This window comes from Paraburkholderia sp. EG304 (assembly GCF_046543485.1).
In the GTDB taxonomy this organism is placed as follows: domain Bacteria; phylum Pseudomonadota; class Gammaproteobacteria; order Burkholderiales; family Burkholderiaceae; genus Paraburkholderia; species Paraburkholderia youngii.
Genome location: NZ_JBKGUA010000001.1, coordinates 201,533 through 226,937, shown reverse-complemented (window position 1 = coordinate 226,937; position 25,405 = coordinate 201,533). Strand labels below are relative to the sequence as shown.

General features: G+C 66.0%; 22 protein-coding genes and 1 pseudogene. 6 read left to right on the top strand and 17 right to left on the bottom strand.

All coding sequences use genetic code 11. The features are described 5' to 3' along the window. Positions 1 to 86: 86 nt before the first annotated feature. The 8 genes from dapA to ACLFKU_RS01030 form a co-directional block, all read right to left on the bottom strand. Positions 87 to 1,004 (bottom strand): 4-hydroxy-tetrahydrodipicolinate synthase, encoded by a 918-nt coding sequence (gene dapA, locus ACLFKU_RS01065; protein ID WP_368586065.1) that lies wholly within the window; start codon positions 1,002 to 1,004, stop codon positions 87 to 89. A gap of 43 nt (positions 1,005 to 1,047) precedes the next feature. After that, complete coding sequence (locus tag ACLFKU_RS01060; protein WP_410847903.1) at positions 1,048 to 1,650, bottom strand: class I SAM-dependent methyltransferase; 603 nt, start codon at positions 1,648 to 1,650, stop codon at positions 1,048 to 1,050. A 28-nt stretch (positions 1,651 to 1,678) separates the two neighbouring features. Next, positions 1,679 to 2,881, bottom strand: a complete 1,203-nt coding sequence (locus tag ACLFKU_RS01055) for a tryptophan--tRNA ligase (protein WP_013089790.1) — start codon at positions 2,879 to 2,881, stop codon at positions 1,679 to 1,681. A 6-nt stretch (positions 2,882 to 2,887) separates the two neighbouring features. After that, a complete protein-coding gene (locus ACLFKU_RS01050; RefSeq protein WP_410847902.1) occupies positions 2,888 to 3,550 on the bottom strand; it encodes a site-2 protease family protein in 663 nt (220 codons plus the stop codon). Positions 3,551 to 3,615: 65 nt separating this feature from the next. Beyond that, on the bottom strand, positions 3,616 to 4,251 hold the full coding sequence (locus ACLFKU_RS01045; protein ID WP_368586061.1) for an L-threonylcarbamoyladenylate synthase: 636 nt from the start codon (positions 4,249 to 4,251) through the stop codon (positions 3,616 to 3,618). Positions 4,252 to 4,364: 113 nt separating this feature from the next. Beyond that, the gene (locus ACLFKU_RS01040; RefSeq protein ID WP_410847901.1) at positions 4,365 to 5,195 is read right to left on the bottom strand and encodes a 3',5'-nucleoside bisphosphate phosphatase; all 831 of its coding nucleotides are present in this window, start codon (positions 5,193 to 5,195) and stop codon (positions 4,365 to 4,367) included. A 176-nt stretch (positions 5,196 to 5,371) separates the two neighbouring features. Beyond that, positions 5,372 to 6,256: an alpha/beta fold hydrolase gene (locus ACLFKU_RS01035; RefSeq protein ID WP_410847900.1), complete on the bottom strand. Its 885-nt coding sequence runs from the start codon at positions 6,254 to 6,256 to the stop codon at positions 5,372 to 5,374. Between the two features lie 72 nt (positions 6,257 to 6,328). After that, positions 6,329 to 7,231: a ferritin-like domain-containing protein gene (locus ACLFKU_RS01030; protein ID WP_410847899.1), complete on the bottom strand. Its 903-nt coding sequence runs from the start codon at positions 7,229 to 7,231 to the stop codon at positions 6,329 to 6,331. 275 nt (positions 7,232 to 7,506) lie between these two features. Here ACLFKU_RS01030 and ACLFKU_RS01025 point away from each other — a divergent pair, with 275 nt between their 5' ends. The 3 genes from ACLFKU_RS01025 to ACLFKU_RS01015 all read left to right on the top strand — a co-directional run bounded on the left by ACLFKU_RS01025 (position 7,507) and on the right by ACLFKU_RS01015 (position 9,614). Next, complete coding sequence (locus tag ACLFKU_RS01025) at positions 7,507 to 8,031, top strand: gamma carbonic anhydrase family protein (RefSeq protein ID WP_410847898.1); 525 nt, start codon at positions 7,507 to 7,509, stop codon at positions 8,029 to 8,031. 63 nt (positions 8,032 to 8,094) lie between these two features. Then, positions 8,095 to 9,045, top strand: a complete 951-nt coding sequence (gene hslO, locus ACLFKU_RS01020) for an Hsp33 family molecular chaperone HslO (RefSeq protein ID WP_410847897.1) — start codon at positions 8,095 to 8,097, stop codon at positions 9,043 to 9,045. A 206-nt stretch (positions 9,046 to 9,251) separates the two neighbouring features. Next, entirely contained in the window at positions 9,252 to 9,614 is a 363-nt protein-coding gene (locus ACLFKU_RS01015) for a hypothetical protein (protein ID WP_368586055.1), read from the top strand. Positions 9,615 to 9,711: 97 nt separating this feature from the next. On the opposite strand, the gene ftsB is transcribed toward ACLFKU_RS01015, so the two are convergent. From ftsB to ACLFKU_RS00970, 9 genes and pseudogenes are all read right to left on the bottom strand, one after another. After that, a complete protein-coding gene (gene ftsB / locus ACLFKU_RS01010; protein ID WP_368586054.1) occupies positions 9,712 to 10,149 on the bottom strand; it encodes a cell division protein FtsB in 438 nt (145 codons plus the stop codon). 113 nt (positions 10,150 to 10,262) lie between these two features. Then, positions 10,263 to 11,546: a phosphopyruvate hydratase gene (eno, locus tag ACLFKU_RS01005; protein WP_013089800.1), complete on the bottom strand. Its 1,284-nt coding sequence runs from the start codon at positions 11,544 to 11,546 to the stop codon at positions 10,263 to 10,265. Between the two features lie 214 nt (positions 11,547 to 11,760). After that, positions 11,761 to 12,615, bottom strand: a complete 855-nt coding sequence (gene kdsA / locus ACLFKU_RS01000) for a 3-deoxy-8-phosphooctulonate synthase (RefSeq protein ID WP_410847896.1) — start codon at positions 12,613 to 12,615, stop codon at positions 11,761 to 11,763. Further along, positions 12,612 to 14,273 carry a CTP synthase gene (locus ACLFKU_RS00995; RefSeq protein ID WP_368586053.1) on the bottom strand — a complete coding sequence of 554 codons (1,662 nt, stop codon included), beginning with the start codon at positions 14,271 to 14,273 and terminating at the stop codon, positions 12,612 to 12,614. Before ACLFKU_RS00995 ends, kdsA begins: the two co-directional genes overlap by 4 nt. A 143-nt stretch (positions 14,274 to 14,416) precedes the next feature. After that, positions 14,417 to 15,220 (bottom strand): alpha/beta fold hydrolase, encoded by an 804-nt coding sequence (locus ACLFKU_RS00990; protein ID WP_410847895.1) that lies wholly within the window; start codon positions 15,218 to 15,220, stop codon positions 14,417 to 14,419. Positions 15,221 to 15,337: 117 nt separating this feature from the next. Beyond that, positions 15,338 to 17,966: pseudogene (locus ACLFKU_RS00985) on the bottom strand (DNA internalization-related competence protein ComEC/Rec2). A 113-nt stretch (positions 17,967 to 18,079) separates the two neighbouring features. After that, entirely contained in the window at positions 18,080 to 18,868 is a 789-nt protein-coding gene (locus ACLFKU_RS00980; protein ID WP_410847894.1) for a TatD family hydrolase, read from the bottom strand. A 126-nt stretch (positions 18,869 to 18,994) separates the two neighbouring features. Beyond that, on the bottom strand, positions 18,995 to 19,711 hold the full coding sequence (gene lolD / locus ACLFKU_RS00975) for a lipoprotein-releasing ABC transporter ATP-binding protein LolD (protein WP_018435427.1): 717 nt from the start codon (positions 19,709 to 19,711) through the stop codon (positions 18,995 to 18,997). Positions 19,712 to 19,742: 31 nt separating this feature from the next. After that, the gene (locus tag ACLFKU_RS00970) at positions 19,743 to 20,996 is read right to left on the bottom strand and encodes a lipoprotein-releasing ABC transporter permease subunit (protein WP_368586049.1); all 1,254 of its coding nucleotides are present in this window, start codon (positions 20,994 to 20,996) and stop codon (positions 19,743 to 19,745) included. A 306-nt stretch (positions 20,997 to 21,302) separates the two neighbouring features. Here ACLFKU_RS00970 and ACLFKU_RS00965 point away from each other — a divergent pair, with 306 nt between their 5' ends. The 3 genes from ACLFKU_RS00965 (at position 21,303) to prfB (ending at position 25,365) form a co-directional block, all read left to right on the top strand. Further along, positions 21,303 to 22,427 (top strand): regulator, encoded by a 1,125-nt coding sequence (locus tag ACLFKU_RS00965; protein WP_368586048.1) that lies wholly within the window; start codon positions 21,303 to 21,305, stop codon positions 22,425 to 22,427. A gap of 16 nt (positions 22,428 to 22,443) precedes the next feature. Then, entirely contained in the window at positions 22,444 to 24,150 is a 1,707-nt protein-coding gene (gene recJ / locus ACLFKU_RS00960; RefSeq protein WP_410847893.1) for a single-stranded-DNA-specific exonuclease RecJ, read from the top strand. A gap of 110 nt (positions 24,151 to 24,260) precedes the next feature. Further along, positions 24,261 to 25,365, top strand: a protein-coding gene (prfB, locus tag ACLFKU_RS00955; RefSeq protein ID WP_013089810.1) for a peptide chain release factor 2 whose coding sequence is annotated in 2 segments (ribosomal slippage) — positions 24,261 to 24,341 and positions 24,343 to 25,365 — 1,104 coding nt in all. Because the reading frame shifts where the segments join, the coding sequence is not laid out codon by codon here. Positions 25,366 to 25,405: the final 40 nt, after the last annotated feature.

Sequence of the window (25,405 nt, the reverse complement as noted above, 5' to 3'; positions counted from 1 at the left end):
GATCTGCCGGGAACGTGGGCTGAAGCGACGTCGGTTAATGAAATGCCGGTGGCGGTCTGGCGTGGGCGGCTGGACGGGCGGGCCGTTCAGCCGAGCAGGCCCGCTTCGCGCAGCGCGCCGCGCACCACTTCGTGGTATTGCGCGTCGAGCGGCGTGAGCGGCAGGCGGATGCCGCCCTGCACACGCCCCAGTTGCTGCAGCGCCCACTTCGCCGGAATCGGATTCGCTTCGGCAAACAGGTACTTGTGCAGCGACAGGAGTTTCAGATGAATCTCGCGCGCGGTCTTCGCGTCCGCGGCGAGCGCGGCCTTGCACAGCTCGCTCATGGCGCGCGGCGCGACGTTCGCGGTCACCGAAATATTGCCGTGACCGCCGAGCAGCATCAGCGCGATCGCAGTGGGATCGTCGCCGCTATAGATGCTGAAGTTTGCCGGCGCCGACTTGATCAGATGCGCGGCGCGGTCGATGTTGCCCGTGGCCTCCTTCACGCCGATGATCCCCGGCACCTGCGCGCAGCGCAGGATGGTCTCGTTGCTCATGTCGGCGACGGTGCGGCCCGGCACGTTGTACAGGATCACCGGCAGATCGACGCTTTCGGCGATCTTCGCGAAATGGCGGTAGATGCCTTCCTGGGTCGGCTTGTTGTAGTACGGCACGACCTGCAGCGTGGCATCCGCGCCGACGTCTTTCGCGTGCTGCGTGAGTTCGATCGCCTCAGCGGTGGAGTTGGCGCCCGCGCCCGCGATGACAGGAATGCGTCCAGCGGTGTGGTCGACCGCGGTCTTGACCATCAGCACGTGTTCTTCGACCGACAGCGTGGCCGACTCGCCGCTCGTGCCGACCACGACTAGCGCATTCGTGCCTTCCTCGATGTGCCAGTCGATCAGTTTGCGAAACGCCGGCAGATCGAGGCTGCCGTCTTCGAGCATCGGAGTGATGATGGCAGGAATGCTGCCGCGGATCTGAACGCCGTCCTGGTGACCGCTGTGGTTGCCGTTAGTCATGAAACGCCATGAATATGATCAGGTAAACCGCGATTGTAGCGGATTAGCCAGCCAACTCGTAACAAGGTGGAACTGTTGCCCGTGCGGGATCATTCGCACGTGCCGCTTCCCGAACCGCGCAGATGCGCTGAACGTAGGCCGGACGCGGCTCGGCGAGAAATCCGTCCTGAAACGCGATCACCCGCAGTTGGCCCCGCACGATCTCGAGCAGCTCGCCGGGCGCGAGTAAAAACGCCGGATTGGAAGGTTTGCCGACGCTTTCGTTTCCTTGCGCAAAGGTCTCGTAAACCAGTACGCCGCCGGGCGAGATCGCGCGCAGCAACTGCGGAAAAAGCGGCCGGTGCAGGTAATTGGTGATCACGACGGCGGCGAACGCCGCATCGCCCGGCAATGGCCACGGCGCGCCTTCGAGATCGGCCACGACAGGCGTGACGAGCGGCGCGTCACGCAGCAGGTCGAGGGCGACGGCATCGCGATCGATTGCGGTGACCGGATGGCCGAGCGACGCGAAAAAGCGCGCGTGCCGCCCAGCCCCCGATGCCACGTCGAGCACCGCCCCGCCCGCCGCGATCAGGTGCGCCCAGTGACGCACCCAGCGCGACGGTTCACCGAGGCCATGCAAGCCAGCGGAAACGGGCGTGCTCATCGCTGCGGCGCGGCGCCTCGAGTGCGCATCAGTTGTACGACAGCCCCATCGCCTCGCGAACGTCGCGCATCGTTTCGGTCGCGAAGCGGCGCGCCTTGTCGCAGCCGTCAGCGACGATCGCGCGCAACAGCGACGGGTCGTCCATGTACTTCTGCGCGCGCTCGAGCATCGGCTGCTGCTCGCGTAGAATCCCTTCGACGACCGGCTGCTTGCAATCGAGGCAACCGATGCCCGCCGAGCGGCAGCCCTTCTGCACCCACTCGTGGGTCGCTTCGTCGGTATAGACCTGATGCAGCTGCCACACCGGGCACTTGTCCGGATCGCCCGGATCGGTGCGGCGCACGCGCGCGGGGTCGGTCGGCATCGTGCGAACCTTCTTAGTGATCGTTTCCGCGTCTTCGCGCAGACCGATGGTGTTGCCGTACGACTTCGACATCTTCTGGCCGTCGAGGCCCGGCATGCGCGACGCCTCGGTCAGCATCGCCTGCGGCTCGACGAGGATGATTTTGCGCGAACCTTCGAGATAGCCGAACAGGCGCTCGCGATCGCTCATCGACAGGCTTTGCGATTCCTGCAGCATCGCCCGCGCGCGTTCGAGCGCTTCGTCGTCGCCTTCCTGCTGATACGCGTTGCGCAACTCGTGGTAAAGCTTCGAGCGCTTGCCCCCGAGCTTCTTCGCGGCTTCGTTCGCTTTTTCCTCGAAGCCCGGCTCGCGGCCGTACAGGTAGTTGAAACGACGAGCGATTTCGCGCGTCATCTCGACGTGCGGCACCTGGTCTTCACCGACCGGTACGAGCGAGCCGCGATACAGCAGAATGTCCGCCGCCATCAGCACCGGATAGCCGAGGAAGCCGTAAGTGGACAAATCCTTGTCCTTCAGCTTTTCCATCTGCTCCTTGTAGGTCGGCACGCGCTCGAGCCAGCCGAGCGGCGTGCTCATGCCGAGCAGCAGCGCGAGCTCGGCATGCTCGGGCACCCGACTCTGGATGAACAGCGTCGCCTGCGCCGGATCGATGCCGGAAGCGAGCCAGTCGATCAGCACGTCCCACACGTTCTTTTCGATCACTTCGGGCGTTTCGTAGTGCGTCGTCAGCGCGTGCCAGTCGACCACGCAGAAAAAGCACGGGTACTCGGACTGCAGCCGTACCCAGTTTTTCAACACGCCGTGATAGTGGCCGAGGTGCAGCGACCCGGTGGGCCGCATGCCGGAGAAGATACGGTCTGGGAACATGGTTATTTAGAAAAGCGAGACAAGAGGAGTCAGAATTGCGGTGATCGCGCTATAGCCGAGCGTAACGAGTGGCCTCAACCAGAAACGCGTGAGCGTGCCCGTCATCACGAGCGCCATCACGATGAAAAAGCCGTACGGCTCGAGCCGCGACAACGCGATCGATTGCTTCGGCGGCAACAGGGCCATCACCACACGACCGCCATCGAGCGGCGGCAGCGGAAACAGGTTCAGCACGCCGAGCACGAGATTGACGCCGACGCCCGCGCCCGCCATACGTGTAAAAAACGGTTCGTTGACATTGAGCACCGCCAGCACGATGCCGAATACGCCCCAGAGCAGAGCCTGGACAAAGTTGCATACCGGCCCGGCCGCCGCCACCCACAGGCTGCCCCAGCGCGGATTGCGCAGATTGCCGAACGCGACCGGCACCGGCTTCGCATAACCGAACATGAACGCGCCGCTCGTCGCGAAGTACAGCAGCAACGGAATCGCGATCGTGCCGAGCGGATCGATATGCCGCATCGGGTTGAGCGACACGCGGCCGAGCACGTACGCGGTGTTGTCGCCGAGCCAGCGCGCGACGTAGCCGTGCGCGGCCTCGTGCAGCGTGATCGCGAAGATCACCGGCAGCGCGTACACCGCAATTGTCTGTATCAGGGAAGAATCCATAACTCGCTATTGTAACAATGCGCTCGCGCGTGTCTGTCCGCTTTCACTCGGGCCGCTCGGGCCGCTCACGCCGTTTCCTCGAGGCCGAACGGCTCGAGCGGGCCGCGCCCTGCCCGCACCAGGACCGGCTCGGAGCCGGTCAGATCGATCACGGTGGACGGCTCGCACACGCACGCGCCGCCGTCGATCACCAGATCGAGCTGCTTTTCGAGCCGCGCGCGAATTTCCTCGGGGTCGTTCAGCGGCTCCGTTTCGCCGGGCATGATCAGCGTCGTGCCGAGCAGTGGCTGGCCGAGCTCCTCGAGAATCGCGAGCGTAATCGCGTGATCCGGCACGCGCAGACCGATCGTCTTGCGCGACGGGTGCGACACGCGTCGCGGCACTTCCTTGGTGGCCTGCAGCACGAACACGTACGGACCCGGCGTCACCGATTTCAGCAGCCGATACTGCCAGTTGTCCACCATCGCAAAATTGGCGAGCTCCGACAGATCGCGCACGAGCAGCGACAGCAGCTGCTTTTCGTCCAGTCCACGAATACGCCTCAGGCGTTCGACCGCATCCTTGTCGTCGAGACGGCAGGCGAGCGCGTAGGTCGAATCGGTCGGCAAGGCGACCAGGCCGCCGTCGTTGATGATCTGCGCGGCCTGCTTGACGAGGCGCGGCTGCGGATTGTCGGGATGAAGCCGAAAGTATTGCGACATGGAGACTCACGATGGCGGCAGACGAACTGCGGCGGATGGGCTGCGGCGAGCAGAGCGCGTGCCGCATCCAGCCGGCCCGCGCGCGAGACGTGCCGTTCCGGCACAGCGCGCGGTCACAGCCAGCGTTCCCAGACGGGCTTCAGATCGGCGGGTAGCGGCGGCAGTGTGCCGAGTTCGATGCGGCCTTCGCCTGGCGCATGGAAGTCGGAACCGCGCGAGGCCTCGAAACCATAGCGACGCGCGACGTCTGCATATTCGCGGTATTGGTCGGGCGTGTGGCTGCCGGTCACGACCTCGATCGCGTTGCCGCCGAGGTCGATGAATTCACCAAAGAATGCGTCGAATTCGAGTTGCGAATAGGCATAGCGACCCGGATGCGCGACGATCGCGACGCCGCCGGCGGCCTCGATCCAGCTGAGCGCGTCGGCGAGCTTGGCCCAGCGGTGCGCAACGTAGCCCGGCTTGCCGTCGCCGAGATAGCGGTCGAACACTTCCTGGGTGTTTGTGCAGTGGCCGTGCTCGACCATGAAGCGCGCGAAATGCGTGCGCGACATCATGTCGGGATTCGACACGTAATGCAGCGCGCCTTCGTACGCGTCTGGAATGCCGAGCGTGGCCAGTTGCTCGCCGATTGCCTCGGCGCGCGCGGCGCGGCCGTCGCGGGTGCGGGCCAGACCGTCGATCAGGACCTGGTTGGTCGGATCGATGCCGAGTCCGACGATGTGCACGGTGCGCCCCGCCCACGTAACCGAAATCTCGACGCCGCTCAGGTAGTTCATGCCGAGCGCCTCGGCCGCGGTGCGCGCCTCTTGCTGGCCGCCCACTTCGTCGTGATCGGTGAGCGCCCACAGCGTCACGCCGTTCGCGTGCGCGCGGCGCGCGACGTCGGTCGGCGCGAACTGGCCGTCGGAAACGGTGGAATGGCAGTGAAGATCGGCGTTCATCGTGGTCCTGGAAGGGTTCTGCGGTCATTTTACTGCAATGCAGTAAGGGTCCGCAGGGGTATCTAGCGACGCCGGCTGCGCTTGTCCGTGTGCCGCAAGGTCAGGACCGGGCGGTGCCGAGACCAACGTCCGGGCGACCCGCGAGCGCCCTTTCAAGCGTAGCCTCAGGCACGACGTCAGGCACAGAAACCCTCGATCAACGCGGCGACCTGCTCCGGCTGGTCGTGATGCACCATGTGCCCCGCACCATCGATGATCTTCTCGCGCCAATCGGCAAACGCGTGGAAACGCGCCTTGAATTCGTCGAGCGGCACGGCGCCGGCGATTCGCGCGAGCGTCGGCGAGCCGGCGGCCTCGACGTGCAGCACCTTCGCGCTGACCTTGCGCCATACCGCCATCACCTCGTCGAGACGATACAAGGTCGGGCCGCGGACCTTGTGCGCCGGGTCGGCGAGCAGCATGAAGCGCCCCTCGCCATCCGGCTTCGACCAGTGTTGCGCGAGAAACTGCGCGCGCCGCGGATCGAGGCGCGGATTGGTTTTGATCAGACGCGCGGCGACCTCGTCGAGCGACGCGTAGCGCTTCAGCTGCGGTGGATCGCGCAATTCGTCGAGCCAGTTCAGCAGGCGCTTCGGTGCCTGCGCCGGATGCGAATGCGCGAGCCCGAAGCCTTCCAGATCGACCACGCGCCGCACCCGCTGCGGCCGCACGCCCGCGTACAGGCACACGACGTTCGCACCCAGACTGTGACCGACGAGGTTCACCTCGCCGTCGGGCGCGTAGTGGTCGATCAACGCGTCGAGATCGCCGAGATAGTCCTGCACCCAGTAGCTGCCGCCGCCACGCTCGGCCACCGGCCAGTCGGACAGACCGAAGCCGCGCTGGTCCGACGCGATCACCTGCCAGTCGCCGCCGAGCGCATCGACGACGAACTGGAACGACGCGCCGACGTCCATCCAGCCGTGCAGCATGAACAGTATCGGCGCGTCGGGACGGCCCCAGCGCCGCACGTGCAGCCGGACGCCATGCGCGGTAACGAACTCAGAGCGGGATGTATTCATCGGCGGCGCACTCGAAAAAAAGAATGGTCGTTCGATTATAGGGCGGGCGCCGCAACAGGTGGTAACGGATTATTAGGGTGACGCCCGGTCGTCCGTAGCCTGTGGGCCTTGCCGCGCATCCTGGCGTGCGAGCGCGGCGAGCTCGGCGTCGTCGAAACCAGCGTCGCGGCGTGCTTCGAAATTGAACGGGCCACGCAGTTTCGGCGCGTGATACCGGTCGGCCAGACGCAGATACGTTTGGTGCGGATCGAGGCCGTCCGCGCAGCACAGGTGCCGGAACCAGCGGTTGCCGATCAGCACGTGGCCGATTTCATCGCGCAGGATCACGTCGAGAATCGCCGCCGACGCGTGATCGCCGGCCTGCTGCAGACGCGCGCGGATCGGCGGCGACGCGTCGAGGCCACGCGCTTCGAGCGTCCGCGGCACGAGCGCCATGCGCGCGAGCACGTCGCCCCGAGTGCGCTCGCACATGTCCCACAGGCCGGCGTGCGCCGGGAAATCGCCGTATGCGTGGCCGTATTCGGCGAGACGCGCGGCGAGCAGCGAGTAGTGGTATGCCTCTTCGGCGGCGACCTTGAGCCAGTCGATATAGAACTCACCGGGCATGCCGGAGAAGCGCCAGACGGCGTCGAGCGCGAGATTGATCGCGTTGAACTCGATGTGCGCGAGCGCGTGGAGCAGCACCGCGCGCCCCTGCGGCGACTGCATGCTGCGTCGGCCGAGCTGGCGCGGCTCGACCAGTTCCGGCCGTTCGGGGCGGCCCGGCAGGCCGGCGGGCTCGGCGAGATCGAGGCCGGCGTCATAGAGCGCGCGGCCATCGAGTACCGCAGCGTGCAGTTCGCGGGCCGCCGCGGCCTTTGCGGCCGGTTCCCGCTCGCACAACGCAGCGAGCGCGGCGCGGCGCGCGCACAGCGGCTCGTCGTGAGAAATCGATGCGGGAGAAGCGACGGAAACGGGCGAAGGGACGGACGTCATGACAAATGGATAGGCGATGAAAGCGTTGAAGCCCACGGAGAGACGGCGCCCGGCCCGCACGCGAGCGGCTCAAGCACACAACCGTTTACAATACTCGATTCGACCACCCGGCGCGCTTTAGGGCACGCCCGTCAGTTGGCGACGCAGAACCGCCAAACTCCTCGCACCGCGCCGGGCGCACGCCGCCCCGCCCATGCGAGGCGATCGATCAGACACCCATCGTGCACGGGATCGGAGCCGCTCCAAGGCCCGGCTCCGACCGACAAGGAGACATTGTGACGATTTACAAGCTGGGCGAAGCCGCCCCGATCATTCATGAAAGCGTGTTCGTCGCGGATTCGGCGAACATCATCGGCAACGTGACGCTCGAGGAGAACGCGAGCGTGTGGTTTGGTGCGACGCTGCGCGGCGACAACGAGCCGATCACGATCGGCGCCGGCAGCAACGTGCAGGAAAACGCGGTGCTGCACACCGACCCCGGCTATCCGCTGACGGTCGAGTCGAACGTGACGATCGGCCATCAGGCGATGCTGCACGGCTGCACGATCAAGGAAGGCGCGTTGATCGGAATTCAGGCGGTGGTCTTGAATGGCGCGGTGATCGGCCGCAACTGTCTGGTCGGAGCGGGTGCCATCGTCACCGAGGGCAAGGTGTTTCCCGACAATACGCTGATCCTCGGCGCGCCCGCGAAGGCGGTGCGCGAACTGACGGAAGCGGATATCGCCAACCTGCAGCGCGCCGCGGCAAGCTATGCCGGCCGGCGCGAGTATTTCAAGGCGCAGCTCGTACGCATCTGCTAGACGGCCGGCGCGCGGCGCGCAAAGGCGCGGCATCACGCCGCGTCATTCCAGCGAGGAAAAGTTGTGAGCGACCAGTTGCAAAAATTCATGTTCAGCGCGGCGCCGGTGCGCGGCGAGATCGTTTCCCTGCGCAATACCTGGCAGGACGTGCTGACACGCCGCGATTATCCGGCGCCCGTGCGAACGATTCTCGGCGAAATGATGGCCGCGTGCGCGCTGCTGTCGGCGAACCTGAAGTTCGACGGCACCCTCGTCATGCAGATTTTCGGCGACGGCCCGATCAAGATGCTGGTCGTGCAGTGCAGCTCGAACCTGACGATGCGCGCCACCGCGAAGCTGTCCGGCGAAGCCGCCCATACGATCGACGACTCGACCTCGCTGATCGACCTGGTGAACGCGAGCGGCCACGGCCGCTGCGTGATCACGCTCGACCCGACCGACAAGCAGCCCGGCCAGCAGCCGTACCAGAGTATCGTGCCGCTTTCGGGCGCGAATGGACCGCTGAAGTCGATCGCCGAAGTGCTCGAGCACTACATGCACCACTCCGAACAGCTCGACACGCGCATGTGGCTCGCGGCAAACACCGAGCGCGCGGTCGGCATGCTGCTTCAGAAGCTGCCGGGCGATGGCGGCATCGTCCCGCATCCGGGCGAGCTCGACGCGGATACGTGGGAGCGCGTGTGCACGCTCGGCGGCACACTGTCACAGGACGAACTGCTGAAGGAAGAACCGGAGACGGTGTTCCGGCGCCTGTTCTGGCAGGAAAACGTCCAGCATTTCGAGCCGGTCACCGCGCGCTTCGAATGCACGTGCTCGCGCGAAAAAGTCGCCGCGATGCTGAAGATGCTCGGCCGCGATGAAGTCGACGGCGTGATCGAAGAACGCGGCCACGTCGAGATTCACTGCGAGTTTTGCAATCAGCGCTACGAGTTCGACCCAGTCGACGTCGCGCAACTTTTCGTCGCCGGCGGACTCTCACAAGGCGTGACGCCGGCGGCCGCGCAGTGGCACTAAACCCGCGCTTTCGGTGAAGCGGAGTGCGTGCCCACGAAGTGATCGCGCATTACGACGGAAGTCCTGACCGCGCCGCTCCATGCCTCGTCACGGCTCGGGCGGCGCGTTGCATTTGAGCGCCGCGTTGATGCATTGGAAGGATGCGTCACCGCGTGTTGGAAGACGCCTGCTCGAGCCTCGGACCTCGGACCGATGGAGATTCGACCATGAAGCACACGCTTTCGTTGATCCTGGCCGTCCTCACGGGCTGCGCGGCGCTGACCGCCTGCTCGATCGATCCGCCGGGCCCTGCGCCGATTCTGAGCCGACTGCCGCCCGACCAGGCGGAGGCCATCAGCCATACACAGACGCTGACACCGGAGGAACGCGCGCGCTACGACGCGATCGAGCAACAGGTCATGTTCGAACAGAATCAAGCGATCGCCACGGACGCCGCCGCGCAAGCTTGGTCCCGCTATTACTCGCGCTCGCCGCCCGTAAGGTTTTCCTTGGGCTTCTCGAGCGGCGGCTGGGGACGTGGCTGGGGGACTGGGGTCGGGGTCGGGTTCGGGCCGTATTGGGGCTGGTAGCAGCGAATCCTGCAGCCCAATAAACAAAAAGCGCGGTTCATGATGAACCGCGCTTTTTTTGCGCCCTTCGTGCAAGGTGGATTCGAGATATCGAACCTCAGTGCGCCGGCTTCTTCTCCTTTGCAGCCGCCGCCTTCCCGCCATGCTTGCGATCCGGCTTCGCACGCGACTCCGGATTCGGCACCACGTGTAGCGGCGCGGCCGACACCTCGCCGCGGGTCGACGTATCCACCGACGGCGTGTTCGCCAACGGCAGCGGCTGGTTCGGCGACACGAACTGCACGAACACTTCGCCATCCTTGACCATGCCCATTTCGTAGCGCGCGCGCTCTTCGACCGCGGCGGTGCCGTTCTGCAGATCCTGCACTTCGCCCTGGATGCGCTCGTTGCGCAGCTTCGCGTCGGCATTCTTCTGCAATTGCTGCGCGAGTTGGCCCTGCAACTCATGCACGCGCAGCCAGCCGCCGTGCCCCCACCAGAGCGGGTACTGGATTAACGCCAGCAGAACGATCAGGACAGCAGTGACAAGCCGCATGAAGTAAGCACAATAAATACGCGCCGCCCTGCGCTATACGCAGGGCGGCGAGGTCAATCAGAAACGAAGGATAACCGGCTCATCGATCGGCGGGAACAATCTGGCGAAAACGCTTAGCGCAGATTGTAGAACGCCGACTTGCCCGGGTAGCTCGCGATATCGCCGAGATCTTCCTCGATACGCAGCAGCTGGTTGTACTTCGAGATGCGATCCGAACGCGACAGCGAGCCGGTCTTGATCTGGCCGGCGTTCAGACCGACGGCGATGTCCGCGATCGTCGAGTCTTCGGTTTCGCCCGAGCGGTGCGAAATCACGGCCGTGTAGCCGGCGCGCTTGGCCATTTCGATCGCTGCGAAGGTTTCCGTCAGCGTGCCGATCTGGTTGATCTTGATCAGGATCGAGTTAGCGATGCCCTTCTCGATGCCTTCCTTCAGGATGCGCGTGTTCGTGACGAACAGGTCGTCGCCGACCAGCTGGACCTTGTCGCCGAGCTTGTCGGTCAGGATCTTCCAGCCTTCCCAGTCGCCTTCGTGCATGCCGTCTTCGATCGACACGATCGGGAACTTGTCGGCGAGGTTCGCGAGGTAATCCGCGAATTCCGTCGACGACAGCTGCAGGCCTTCGCCCGCGAGCTGGTACTTGCCGTCATGGTAGAACTCGCTGGCCGCGCAGTCGAGTGCGAGCAGCACGTCTTCACCGGCGCGATAGCCTGCTTTCTCGATGGCTTGCAAAATGGTGGACAGGCATTCCTCGTTGCTGCCGAAGTTCGGCGCGAAGCCGCCTTCGTCGCCGACTGCCGTGCTCATGCCGCGATCCGACAGGATCTTCTTCAGCGCGTGGAACACTTCGGCGCCGCAGCGCAGCGCCTCGCGGAAGCTCGGTTGGCTGACCGGAACGATCATGAATTCCTGGATGTCCAGGCTGTTGTTCGCGTGCGCGCCGCCGTTGACGATGTTCATCATCGGCACCGGCAGTTGCATCGCGCCCGAACCGCCGAAGTAGCGATACAGCGGCAGGCCGGCTTCTTCAGCGGCGGCTTTCGCGACGGCCATCGACACGGCCAGCATCGCGTTCGCGCCGAGGCGCGACTTGTTGTCGGTGCCGTCGAGCTCGAGCAGAGTCTTGTCGAGGAACGCCTGCTCGGAAGCGTCGAGACCCATGATCGCTTCGGAGATTTCAGTGTTGATGTGCTCGACGGCCTTCAGCACGCCCTTGCCGCCGTAGCGGCCGGCTTCGCCGTCGCGCAGTTCGATCGCTTCGCGCGAGCCGGTCGACGCGCCCGACGGCACGGCTGCGCGGCCCATCGTGCCCGACTCGAGCAGCACGTCGCATTCGACGGTGGGGTTGCCTCGCGAATCGAGAATCTCTCGACCGATGATGTCTACGATAGCACTCATGGTTTCCTCAAAGGATGACGTTGAATTCTTTACTCTGACACTGTATCGCGCTGCCGATCCGGAGTTGGTGCTTTAGCGCCTACTCCGGTCCCATGCAAGGCAACTGCCGGCCTCCCCGACAGACAACTCGCGCGCCGATACGTTCGACGACCATTATGCGAAAACGCCGCGAGTCATTATCGAGAGCAATCGTGACACGCGGCGCACACCTGAATCAGTTGAAGTCGCTTTCGAGGAACGGGCCGCGCTTGACGGCCTGGTCGAGTGTGACGAGCGTCTCGAGCAGGTCGGCCATGCGATTGAGCGGCACCGCATTGGGCCCGTCCGACTTCGCTTGCGCCGGATTCGGGTGCGTTTCCATGAACAGGCCCGCGACGCCGACCGCCACCGCGGCACGCGCGAGCACCGGCACGAATTCGCGCTGGCCGCCCGAGCTCGTGCCCTGACCGCCCGGCAACTGCACCGAGTGCGTCGCGTCGAACACGACCGGCGCGTTGGTTTCGCGCATGATGGCGAGCGAACGCATGTCCGACACGAGGTTGTTATAGCCGAACGACACGCCGCGCTCGCACGCCATGAAGCGGTCATCCGACAGACCCGCTTCGCGCGCGGCGTCGCGCGCCTTGTCGATCACGTTCTTCATGTCGTGCGGCGCGAGAAACTGCCCCTTCTTGATGTTGACCGGCTTGCCCGAGCGCGCGCACGCGTGGATGAAGTCGGTCTGACGGCACAGGAACGCGGGCGTTTGCAGCACGTCGACGACCGACGCGACCTGCTCGATCTCGTGCTCGGCGTGCACGTCGGTCAGCACCGGCAGACCGAGCTGGCGCTTCACTTCCGACAGGATGCGCAGACCTTCGTCCATGCCCAGACCGCGAAACGACTTGCCGCTGCTGCGATTGGCCTTGTCGTACGACGATTTGTAGATGAACGGAATGTTCAGCTTCGCGCAGATTTCCTTCAGGCGGCCGGCCGTGTCGATCGTCATCTGTTCGGATTCGACGACACAGGTACCGGCGATCAGGAAAAACGGCTTGTCGAGCCCGATTTCGAAATCGCCCAGTTTCATGCTTTCTCCTCGACCCTCGACTGCTGATGCGCGAGCGCCGCTTCGACGAACGACTTGAACAGCGGATGACCGTCACGCGGCGTGGACGTGAATTCCGGGTGGAATTGCACGCCGACGAACCACGGGTGCATGCTGCGCGGCAGCTCCATCATTTCCGGCAGATCCTCGCTCGGGGTACGGGCGCTAATGATGAGGCCACCGCCTTCGAGCTGGGGCACGAAACGGTTATTCACCTCATAACGGTGACGATGACGCTCGTTCACATCCGTGCCGTAGATCTCTTCGGCGAGCGTGCCGGGCTTGATCGGGCAACGCTGCGAACCCAGACGCATCGTGCCGCCGAGGTCCGACTCTTCGGTGCGCTTCTCGACGCGGCCTTCGCGGTCGTACCACTCGGTGATCAGCGCGACCACGCGGTTCTTCGTTTCCTGATCGAACTCGGTGCTGTTCGCGTCCTTCAGGCCGACCACGTCACGCGCGAATTCGATCACCGCGAGCTGCATGCCGAGGCAGATGCCGAGATACGGCACCTTCGCTTCGCGTGCGTAGCGGATCGCAGCGATCTTGCCTTCGGTGCCGCGACGGCCGAAGCCGCCCGGCACGAGCACCGCGTCGAGATGCTTGAGGCTTTCGACGCCTTGCGTTTCTATCTCTTCGGAGTCGATGTACTCGATATTCACACGCGTCGACGTATGCATCGACGCATGGCGCAGCGCTTCGATCAGCGACTTGTACGACTCGGTCAGATCGACGTACTTGCCGACCATGCCGATCGTCACTTCGTGCTTCGGGTTCTGCAGCTTGTCGACGAGGTCCGACCACATGGAGAGATCGGCCGCCTTCGGCGTGAGCTTCAGCTCTTCGCAGATGATCGCGTCGAGACCCTGGTCGTGCAGCATCTGCGGAATCTTGTAGATGCTGTCCGCGTCCCACACGGAAATCACCGCGTCTTCGGGCACGTTCGAGAACAGCGAGATTTTCGCGCGCTCGTCGTCCGGAATGCGGCGGTCGGCGCGGCACAGCAGCACGTGCGGCGAGATGCCGATCTCGCGCAGCTTCTGCACGCTGTGCTGGGTAGGCTTGGTTTTGAGCTCGCCGGCCGTGGCCACCCAGGGCACCAGCGTGAGGTGCACGAAGCACGCGCTGTTGCGGCCGAGGCGCAGGCTCATCTGACGCGCCGCTTCGAGGAACGGCAGCGATTCGATGTCACCCACCGTGCCACCCACTTCGACGATCGCGACATCCGGCTCGCCGCACGTCGCAGAAGCTGCGCCGCGTTCGACGAATGCCTGGATTTCGTTGGTGATGTGCGGAATGACCTGCACGGTCTTGCCGAGATAATCGCCGCGGCGTTCCTTGCGGATAACCGATTCGTAAATCTGGCCCGTGGTGAAGTTGTTGGCCTTGCGCATCTTCGTGCTGATGAAGCGCTCGTAGTGGCCGAGGTCGAGGTCGGTTTCCGCTCCGTCTTCCGTCACGAACACTTCGCCGTGCTGAAACGGGCTCATCGTGCCGGGGTCGACGTTGATGTAGGGATCGAGTTTGAGGAGGGTGACTTTAAGACCGCGCGATTCGAGGATCGCGGCGAGGGAAGCGGCGGCAATACCCTTGCCGAGGGAAGATACTACGCCGCCGGTGACGAAAACATATTTGGTCATCGCTGGATGCTCGCGGGAAAAACGGATTATACCGTAAAGGATGGTCCCGACCCAGCAAAAAACGACCGCCCCGCCGCGTGCCGATGCCGCGTCGGGCGGCAGCCGGCGCAGCAGTTTGGGGCCCGCTTCGTGCGCGCAGTGCGTCAGGCGGTTCGCTCCAGCTCGCGCAACATGCGTTGCACCGCGCGCGCGGTTTCGATCGGCTTTTCCATCGGATACAGATGGCTGCCCTCGATCCACTCGACGTGACCGCCGGTCGCACGCCGCGTCGCGTCGAGACCGACCTGGCGAATTTCCTTCGAGTGCGTGCCGGCGATGAACCCGACCGGCACCGCCGCGCCGCGCGCGAGCCGCGCGCCGAGCGTATGCGGCAAAGTTCGGTAGATCTGGTATTCGGTGCGACGATCGAACGCGAGCAAGCGGGTGCCGTCGGGCGAACTCTGCGGAATGCCGAAGTCGATGTAGTCGGACAGCATGCGCTCGTCCCAGCGCGCGAACGCGGGTTTCGAATGGAAGTGCCGCCAGGCTTCGTCGCGGCTCGCCCATTGCGTGCGGCGCTTGCGCGTCGCGGCGGCGGGCGACAGCCGCTCGTCGAGCCCGGTCCATTGCGACACGCGCAGCATGCTGCTGCGCCAGCCGGCGATCACCGGCGAGTCGAGCATCACGACGCCCCTCACCCACTGCGGCTTTTTCAGCGCCGCCATCACCGACAGATAACCGCCGAGCGAATGCCCGACGAGCCACACCGGCTGCTCGTACCTGCGCGCGATATCGTCGAGCAGTTGCTCGACCAGATGGGGCCAGTCCTGCGTGACCGGAAAGCGCGGATCATGACCGATCCGCTCGATTGAGCGCACCTCGTAGTCGTCGGAGAGTTCGGCGAAGATGGTCCGGTAAGTCGAGGCCGGAAAGCCGTTCGCGTGCGAGAAATGGATGATGTTTTTCAACTGCGGCAATCTCCGTGGTGTTTTTTACGCGCGGGCGGGTGCTTCGCCTGTGCCGCTGCTTATACCGCTGCTTGCGCCGGTTGTCTGCGCCGTTGCGCTCATTGAGCGGCGACGCGCTCAGGGCTCCATCCAGTAGCGGCGCTGCGTGTCGCGATAGCGCTCGAGCGTGAGCGCGGCGCCCTCCTCAGCGCGCGCGCGGATCGACGTCGACCCTGACGGCGCCATCGCGATCGCTGCGCGCGAGCTCGATATGACGCGCTACATAGCGCGCGAACACGCCCGCGTTCGGATGATGAAAACGATTCTCGTAGCCTACCTGAAATAACGCGATGGACGGATCGATAGAGTCGAGGAACGGTTCGGTCGACGAGGTTTTGCTGCCATGATGCGGCACTACCAATACTTGCGCGCGTAACATCTCGCGATCGCGTGCGAGCAGCGCGCGCTCGGTTGGCGCTTCGATGTCGGCGGTCAGCAGGGCCGCGAAACGCGGCGCGTTCGCACTGGCCGACGCCGCCTGACCTGCGTTGGTGGCGGGCAACGTGCTGACCCTCAACACGCAGCAATGCTCGTTCGCCTTGCCGGTGAGCGCCCCGGCGTCCGGCCACAATACCGCGAATTCGACACCGTCCCACTGCCAGCGCTGCCCCGCCACACACGGCAGCGTCTGCGTGCCATGCTGTTTTGCCTTCGGCCACAGCGGATTGTCCGGCCTCAGTCCGGCCACCAGCTGACGCACCTCGATCGCGTCGAGCACTGCCGGCGCGCCACCCGAATGATCCGAATCGTCGTGGCTGATCATCAGCGTATCGAGCATCGTCACACCTTGCGCCTGCAGGAACGGCACCACCACTCGCTCGCCAGCATGCGTCGATTCCGGGCCGGGGCCGGCATCGAACAGCAACGCGTGATGCGCGGTCTGCACGAGCACCGACGTGCCCTGCCCGACATCGAGCGCAGTCAGACGGAACGCACCCGATGGCTCGGCGAGCGCGCCGTTTGCGCCAGGCATCAGCAGCGGCAGCCACGTCAGCGGCGCCGCCCAGCGCAGCGGCCAGCCACGCGGCGCGAGACACCACAGCACACCGAGCGCCGCCGCGGCGAGCGCCCACGCATGCGGCTGCGGCAACCACCACAGCGTCCAGCGCGGTCCCGACACCAGTTGCAGGCCGGCCGCGAGGCCATCGAGCAGCGCGTGCGCGGCGCGCCACGCGAACGCGTCGAGCGGCGCGGGCAATGCGACGCCCGCGAGCACCGCCGGCGTGACGAGCGCGCTCACCCACGGAATCGCGAACGCGTTCGCGAGCGGACCGACGAGCGGAATCTGCGCGAACCAGTAGGCGGTCAGCGGCGCAAGCGCGACCGTCACCGCGAATTGCACGTGCGCGGCGCTGCGCAAGCGTTCGGCGAGAGCGCGCAGATGCAGGATCAACACCGGACGCAGCGCCAGCCACCTGGCTTGCGCCGCGCCGCCCTCCCCGTCTTCATGCTGACGTGACGCCTGCGGACCCCGCACGCGCGGCCGCCCCGACAACGCGAACAGGATCGCGCCGACCGCGCCGAACGACAGCCAGAATCCCGCCGACACGACCGCCCACGGATCGATCAGCAACACGAGCCCGAGCGCCCACGCGAGCACCGTTGAACGCGCCAGCTGCCGGCCGCCGACGAACGCCAGCGCGACGAGCGCGGCCATCCACAGCGCGCGTTGCGCCGGCACGTTGAAGCCCGCGAGCGCGGCATGCAGCGCAGCGAAGAGCGCCCCGGCCGTCACGCCGACGAGCTGCGCGGGCAAGCGCAGCGGCCAGTTGCGGCCGAGCCAGCCCGAGCGTCGCCAGATTGCTGCCGCGAGCCAGCCGGTCAGCCCCGCGACCAAGCCGATATGCAAGCCCGAAATCGCCACCAGATGACTCGTGCCGGTTTCGCGCATCAATTGCCAGTCGGCGCGGCTCAGCTGGTCCTGCGCGCCGATCGCGAGCGCGACGACGATGCCGCGATGCGGCGCATCGGCGAGCACCGTGTCGATACGCGCGCGCAACGCGGCGCGCCAGCGGTCGACCAGCACGGCGAGCCCGCGCGCGCGACCGGCGAGGCGCCGCGCATGATCCGGCACGCTCACGTAACCAGTCGCGCGGACGTTGCGCGCGAGCAGACTCGCCTCGGCATCGCGCACGCCAAAATTCGCGTTGCCGTGCGGGCGCTTCAGGCGCACGGTCAGACGCCAGCGCTCGCCCGGTTCAAGCTGCGGCGCCGGGGCGTCGCGCGCGATCCAGGCGAGTTGGATCACGCGCGGGAAGGCGGCGAGCCGTGCATCGTTCGACTCAACGTCGAACAGGAAGCGCGCGCCCTTGTCGTCGCGCGTCGGCAATCCCTTGATAGTGCCGACGACCTCGATATCGCGCCCTTGCCACTCATGCGGCAGGCTCACCGCGAGCCGCGTTTGAGCGCGCAGAGCCGCATAGCCGAAGCCGACGCAGATCGCCGCGCACCAGACAGCGCCCCAACCGGCCACCCGCCGCATGCGGGCATCGCGCCATACACGGCTAGCGAACTGGTGCGACAAGCGCCGCTCGTTTTCGAGCCGGTACGCCGCGCCCGCTCCAGCGCCACGCAAACCCCACCCGGCAACGCCGGCGGCGGCACAGCCGGCCAGTATCAACGCCCACCATCCGCCCGCATCCGGCAACGCCGCCTGCCGCTGCAGCCAGATCACACCCAACGCAAATCCACACCAGACTGCCCGCATCCGCCCTCCGCGCCACTGGCGTCGGGCGTCGTCACGCGCCGGCGAGCAGGCAGCGGCGAGCCCGCCGGGCGTGGGCGTCGCCCGGCGCGAACCCTTTCGATCAACCGAATCGATTATGCAGAGGAAAGCGCGAGTCGCGGCAGCGCGGCGAGCGCGTTAGCCGTTGTGCCAAGGGCGGCTGCGTCGGAAGTGACACCGCGCAGTTGCGCGAGGCTCGCCCCGATCGCCGGAATCTGCTCTGGCGAATTGCGCTGCTTGTACATCCACGATGGCGCGATATCGGGCGCGTCGGTCTCGACGACCAGCGCGTCGAGCGGCAGCTGTTCGGCGAGTCGGCGGATCTGCCGCGCGCGCTCGAACGTCACGTTGCCGCCGAACCCGAGATGCAGGCCCTGATCGATATATGCCTGAGCCTGCTGGAAACTGCCATTGAACGCGTGCGCGATGCCGTGATGGATCTGGTGCCGGCGCAGTCCCGCGATCACCTGATCCTGCGATTTGCGTACATGGCAGATGACCGGCAGATCGAATTCGCGCGCGAGCTCCAACTGGCCGTTGTAGAAAAATTGCTGGCGCGCATCGTCGAGACCGTCGACGAAAAAGTCGAGCCCGATCTCGCCGATGCCGACGAAGCGCGGATCGTCGAGACTCGCCTCGATCTCCATGCGCAGCAGGTCGAGGTCGGCGTCGACGGCGCCTGGCGTGTACATCGGATGAATGCCGAGCGCGTACGCGCCGCCGTCGACGCGGTGCGCGAGCTCGCGCACCGCCGCGAAGTTCTGTCGCCCGATCGCCGGAATCACGATGCGCGACACGCCCGCATCGCGCGCGGACGCCGCAACCGCGTCACGGTCGGCGTCGAACTCCGAAGCGTCGAGATGGCAGTGCGTATCGATCCACATGGGTTGTCTCGCTGGCAATGGGACCCGACCGAAGGTGGGCCGGCGGTTCGCGGCGGCGGTCGGTCATCCGCGGATCGCCCGCAACGACCGTGCCGGGGTTTGCCTCAACCCCGGCTCAAGCCGGGCTCAGACCGGCACCGGCGGCTCTTCGTGCAGCACGCCGTCACGCAGCCGCATGATGCGATCGCAGCGCCCCGCCAGCTCCGGGTCGTGCGTGACGATCACGAAGCTCGTCTCGAGCGTGCGCGATAGTTCGAGCATCAGGTTGAACACGGTGTCGGCGGTGCCGCCGTCGAGGTTACCGGTCGGCTCGTCGGCGAGCACGCAGGCGGGCTTCGTGACGAGCGCGCGCGCGATCGCGACACGCTGACGCTCGCCGCCCGACAGCTCGCCCGGCCGATGCTTCGCGCGATGCCCCATGCCGACGCGCTCGAGCACCGCCATCGCCTCACGGCGCGCGACTTCGGTCGTCTCGCGACGAATTCGTAGCGGCATCGCGACGTTATCGAGCGCGGAAAACTCCGGCAGCAGATGGTGAAACTGATAAACGAAACCGAGCGCGCGATTGCGCAGGTCGTTGCGCTCGCGCTCGGAGAGCTTCGTGAACGGCTTGCCGAGCACCGACACCTCGCCTGCGCTCGGATCGTCGAGACCGCCGAGCACGTGCAGCAGCGTGCTCTTGCCGGAGCCCGACGCGCCGACGATCGCGAGCTTCTCGCCGCGCCGCACGGCGAGTTCGGCATTGTTGAGCACCTGCACGTTCAGGCCACCCTGCACGAACGATTTGGAAATGCCGGTGGCTTCGAGCACGTACGGATACGACGCGGGGTCCTGAGCGGTCATGGATGAATCGGTTGAGGGATGGACGAGGCGGTCATTCATAGCGCAGCGCCTCCGCCGGACGGACCTTCGCGCCGCGCCAGCTCGGATACAGAGTCGCGAGCGCGGACAGCACGAACGCGATGATGCCGATGCGAGCGACGTCGGCCGGAACCAGCTCGGACGGCAACTCGCTGATGAAGTACACCGACGGCGGCAGGAACTGCACGCCGAGCAGATGCTCGATCATCGGCACCAGCCACGGAATGCTCCACGCGATCAGACAGCCGAGCGCGACGCCGGTCGCAGTGCCGATGAAACCGATCGTCACGCCCTGCACGACGAAGATCTTCATGATCGAGCCGGGCTGCGCGCCGAGCGTGCGCAGGATCGCGATATCGGCCTGTTTGTTGGTCACCGTCATCACCAGCGACGACACCAGATTGAACGCGGCCACCGCAATGATCAGCGTCAGGATGATGAACATCATGCGCTTCTCGATCTGCACCGCCGAGAACCAGGTCTTGTTCTGCTGGGTCCAGTCGCGAATGTACAGATCGCCCGACAGCGTGCGCGCGAGCTGACGCGCGACTTCCGGCGCGCGCTGCATATCGGTGAGCCTCAGCCGCACGCCGGTCGGCGCAGGCAGCCGGAACAGCGCCTGCGCGTCCTTGATGTTGATCAGCGCGAGCGTGCTGTCGTATTCGTAGTGGCCCGACTCGAAGATGCCGACCACCGTGAACTGCTTCAGGCGCGGCAGCATGCCGGCCGGCGTGATCGTTCCTTCGGGCGCGACGAGCGTGATCTTGTCGTTCAGCTGCACGCCGAGATTGGCCGCCAGATCGGCGCCGAGCACGATGCCGAAGTCGCCGGGCAGGAGGTCGGTCAGCTTGCCGCCCTTCATTTCCTTGCCGATATCGGACACTTCCGGCTCGAGCGTCGGCTCGATGCCGCGCAATGCGACGCCGCTCACCGCATCCTGGCGCGTGAGCAGCGCCTGCGCCTCGACGTAGGGCGCCGCGCCGATCACCTGCTGGTTCTGCCGCGCTTCCTTCGCAGTCAGTTGCCAGTCGGGCATCGAACCGGTCGGCGAAAAGATCTCGACGTGCGCGAGCACCGACAGCATGCGGTCGCGCACCTCTTTCTGAAAGCCGTTCATCACCGACAGCACCACGATCAGCGCCGCGACGCCAAGCGCGATGCCCGACATCGACACCAGCGCGATGAACGATATAAAGCCGTTACCGGTCGTGCGTTTACCGGCGCGTGTGTAGCGCCAGCCAATCTGCCATTCGTAGGGAAATTTCAAGCGAATCCTTTTGTGCGTTCTTCGACTGTGTGTCGGGAGCGGCAAACATCGAGCGTGTGCCGGGCGGCCCGAGCGTCGTGATCGTTGGGCTCGCGGCGGCGCCGATCGTTCCTCGCCCGGCCGGCCGCTGTGCGGCTGCGCCGGCGCATGGAGGCGTGGCGGCACGGTGCGCCACCGCTGCCACGTCCAGCGATCAAGCGCGAAGTTTGCCACACAATGCCGCCCGCTCGCGCAAAGCTCATGCCTCGGTACGCGATCGATAAACCAGCCGTGCTTGGTCGAAATACTCGCACCGTTTGCCCTACAATGCGCAGCATCATGCCTGCCGACCGCCTCCATCTTCTGCTGCCTTTCGCGCTGCCCGCCGCGGCCGACGCCTCCACCGCGCTCCACGACATCCATAGTCCCGCCCTCGACACGCTGATCGCGCGCGCGACGCTGATCGAACGCGTGATCGGCGAGGATTTTCAGCGCACGCTGCCGCACGAGCGCTGGGTCGCGCGACAATTCGGCGCGCTGCCTGATGGCGCAGCGGGCGCCTCGGCCGCCGCCGACGAAGCCCCGCTCGCGCCCTACATGCTGCGCGCCGACGGCGGCGAACCCGGCAGCGCGACGTGGGCGTGCGTGCAGCCGGTGCACGTGCACATCGCGCACGACCACCTGGTGCTGATCGATCCCGCCTCGCTCGATCTATCGGATGAAGAAGCGGCCACGCTGCTCGCGCTCGCGCGTCCGCTGATCGAGGAACTCGGCGTGCGCGTCGAAGCGCCGAAGCCGACCCGCTGGTATCTGTCGAGCGACGCGTTCGGCACGCTCGCGGGCGCGTCGCCGTTGCGCGCGAGCGGCCGCAACATCGAGATCTGGCTGCCGCACGAAGCGCATTCCGGCGAGCGTTCGCGCGCATGGATGAAGCTGCAGAACGAAGTGCAGATGGCATGGTTCGAGCATCCGGTCAACGAAGCGCGCGAGGCACGCGGGCTGCCGGCCGTCAACTCGATCTGGTTTCACGCGCAAGGCGCCGCGCGGCCGGTGCGCAGTCCGTTCGCGCGGGTGCTGTCCGACGCCGCCGCGACGCGCGGCCTCGCGCTCAGCGCGGGGATCGCGCCAGGCGCGCCGCCGGCGTCGTACCGCGAACTGCCGGCGGCGCTGCGCGGTGCAACCGACGGCAGCGGCAGCGGCGCGACACTCGTCGAACTCGATCCCTTCTCCGCGCCCTACATCGAACAGGACTGGGCGCGCTGGAACCAGGCATTCGCCGCGCTGGAGAGCGACTGGTTCGAGCCGGCTCTCGCGGCGCTACAGGCGGGCGAACTCGCCGAGCTCGGCCTCACGCTGTGCGGCGACACCGGCTCGGTGACGTTGAGCGTCACGCGCGGCGACCTGCGCAAATTCTGGCGGCGGCGCGTGCTGGCCTCGCTTTTCATCGAATGATCCACGGCCCTTCCGCATGACCCGAATCGTTACGCGCCCCTGCTCCCCTGTCGACGCCGACGTGCTGACCCGCTGCGGCATGCATCCGGTGCTCGCGCGCCTGTACGCATCGCGCGGCGTGTGCCTGCCCGAAGAGGTCGAGACCGGCCTCGCGCGGCTCGTGCCGCCCGCCGACCTGAAGGGCTGCGACGCGGCCGCCGCGCTGCTCGCCGACGCGCTCCAGCAGCAGCGCCGCATGCTGGTCGTCGCCGACTACGACTGCGACGGCGCAACCGCCTGCGCGGTCGCGGTGCGCGGACTGCGCATGTTCGGCGCGCGCATCGACTATCTGGTGCCGAACCGCATGGAGCACGGCTACGGACTCACGCCGGACATCGTCGAGCTGGCGGCGCGCAGCGCGGCGGGCAAGCCCGATCTGCTGATCACCGTCGACAACGGCATCGCGAGCGTCGACGGCGTTGCCGCCGCGAACGCGCTCGGCATCGACGTGCTGGTCACCGACCACCATTTGCCCGGCGACGAATTGCCCGCCGCGCGCGCGATCGTCAATCCGAACCAGCCGGGCTGCACGTTCCCGAGCAAGTGCCTGGCCGGCGTCGGCGTGATGTTCTACGTGCTGCTCGCGCTGCGCGCCGAACTGCGCCGCCGCGGCGCGTTCGGCGACGCGCTGCCCGAGCCGCGCCTCGACGGCCTGCTCGATCTGGTCGCGCTCGGCACCGTCGCCGACGTCGTCAAGCTCGACGGCAACAACCGCGTGCTGGTCGCGCAAGGTCTGCAGCGCATCCGCAAGGGTCGCATGCAGCCGGGCATCGCCGCCCTCTTTCGCGCCGCCGCGCGCGATGCGCGCAACGCGTCCGGCTTCGATCTCGGCTTCGCGCTCGGACCGCGCCTGAACGCTGCGGGACGGCTGTCGGACATGTCGCTCGGTATCGAATGCCTGACCACCGACGACGTCGGCCGCGCGTGGGAGCTCGCGCAGCAACTCGACACGATGAACCGCGAGCGCCGCGAAATCGAGGCCGGCATGCAGCAGCAGGCGCTCGACGACCTGTCGACGGTTGACCCAGACGGCGCGACCACGATCACGCTGTTCAATCCGGGCTGGCATCAAGGCGTGATCGGCATCGTCGCGGGACGGCTGAAGGAAAAATTCCACCGCCCGTCGTTCACGTTCGCGCCCGCCGACGATACCGGCGTGCTCGTCAAGGGCTCGGGCCGCTCGATCCCGGGCTTCCATCTGCGCGACGCGCTCGATCTGATCTCGAAGCGCGAACCGGACCTGATCGTCAAATTCGGCGGCCATGCGATGGCCGCGGGCCTGACGATCGCCGCCGCCGACGTGCCGCGCTTCACGGCCGCGTTCGAGGCGGTCGGCCGCGAATGGCTGTCCGCGGAGGCGCTCGCGCGCACCGTCGAAACCGACGGCGAGCTCGAAGATGCGTACTTCACGCCGCAATTCGTCGAGATGCTCGACGCGGCCGTGTGGGGCCAGGGCTTTCCGGCGCCGGTGTTCTCCGGCGAATTCGAGGTCGCCTCGCAGGCGCTCGTGAAGGACAAGCACCTGAAGCTGCAACTGCTGCGCGGCCGCCAGCGCTTCAACGCGATCTGGTTCAATCACACCGATACGCTGCCCGCGCGCACCACCGTCGCGTACCGGCTATCGAGCGACACGTGGAACGGCGTGTCGCGCGTGCAACTGATCGTCGAGCACGCGGTGAGCTGAAATCTTCCGCAAAATCAATCGCGAACACGCGCCGGATCGCCCGCGGGGCTCCGGCGCGGCGTGCCGATCGGCTATAATTTCTCCTTTTTACGAAGCTATAAAAGATCGACATGGAAGCGGAACGTCTCAACGCGATCGAAGCCTCTCTGGCCGACCTGCGCAAGCGCGCGGACGACCTACGGGGGTATCTTTGACTACGACGACAAAGCACTGCGTCTAATCGAAGTCAACCGGGAACTCGAAGACCCGGACGTCTGGAACGATGCGAAGCACGCCCAGGCACTCGGTAAAGAAAAAAAGCTGCTCGACGACACGGTCGGCAAGCTCACGTCGATCACCAACGACGTGAACGACGCGCAAGACCTGTTCGACATGGCGCGCGAAGAAGCCGACGACGAAACGCTGCTCGCCTGTGAAGCCGATGCACAGGCCATCGAAGCGCGCGTCGCCGACATGGAATTCCGCCGGATGTTCGCGAACCCGGCCGACCCCAACAACGCCTTTCTCGACATCCAGGCCGGCGCCGGCGGCACCGAAGCGTGCGACTGGGCGTCGATGCTGCTGCGCCAGTATCTGCGCTACTGCGAACGCAAGGGCTTCAAGACCGAAGTGCTCGAGCAGACCGAAGGCGACGTCGCCGGCATCAAGAACGCGACGATCAAAATCGAAGGCGAATACGCATACGGCTTCCTGCGTACCGAAACCGGCGTGCACCGCCTCGTGCGCAAGTCGCCGTTCGACTCGTCGGGCGGCCGGCATACGTCGTTCTCGTCGGTATTCGTGTACCCGGAAATCGACGACTCGATCGAAGTCGAAATCAACCCGGCCGATCTGCGCATCGACACCTACCGTGCTTCGGGCGCGGGCGGTCAGCACATCAACAAGACCGACTCCGCGGTGCGGATCACGCACATGCCGTCGGGCATCGTCGTGCAGTGCCAGAACGACCGCTCGCAGCACCGCAACCGCGCCGAAGCGATGGCGATGCTGAAATCGCGCCTGTACGAAGCGGAAATCCGCAAGCGTCAGGCCGAGCAGGACAAGCTCGAAGCCGGCAAGACCGATGTGGGCTGGGGCCATCAGATCCGTTCGTACGTGCTCGACAACAGCCGCATCAAGGATCTGCGCACCAACGTCGAAATCAGCAACACGAAGAGCGTGCTCGACGGCGATCTCGATCCGTTCATCAGCGCGAGCCTGAAACAAGGCGTCTAAGCGCGCACGGCGGCGCGGCCACGTCCAACGATCGGGACCG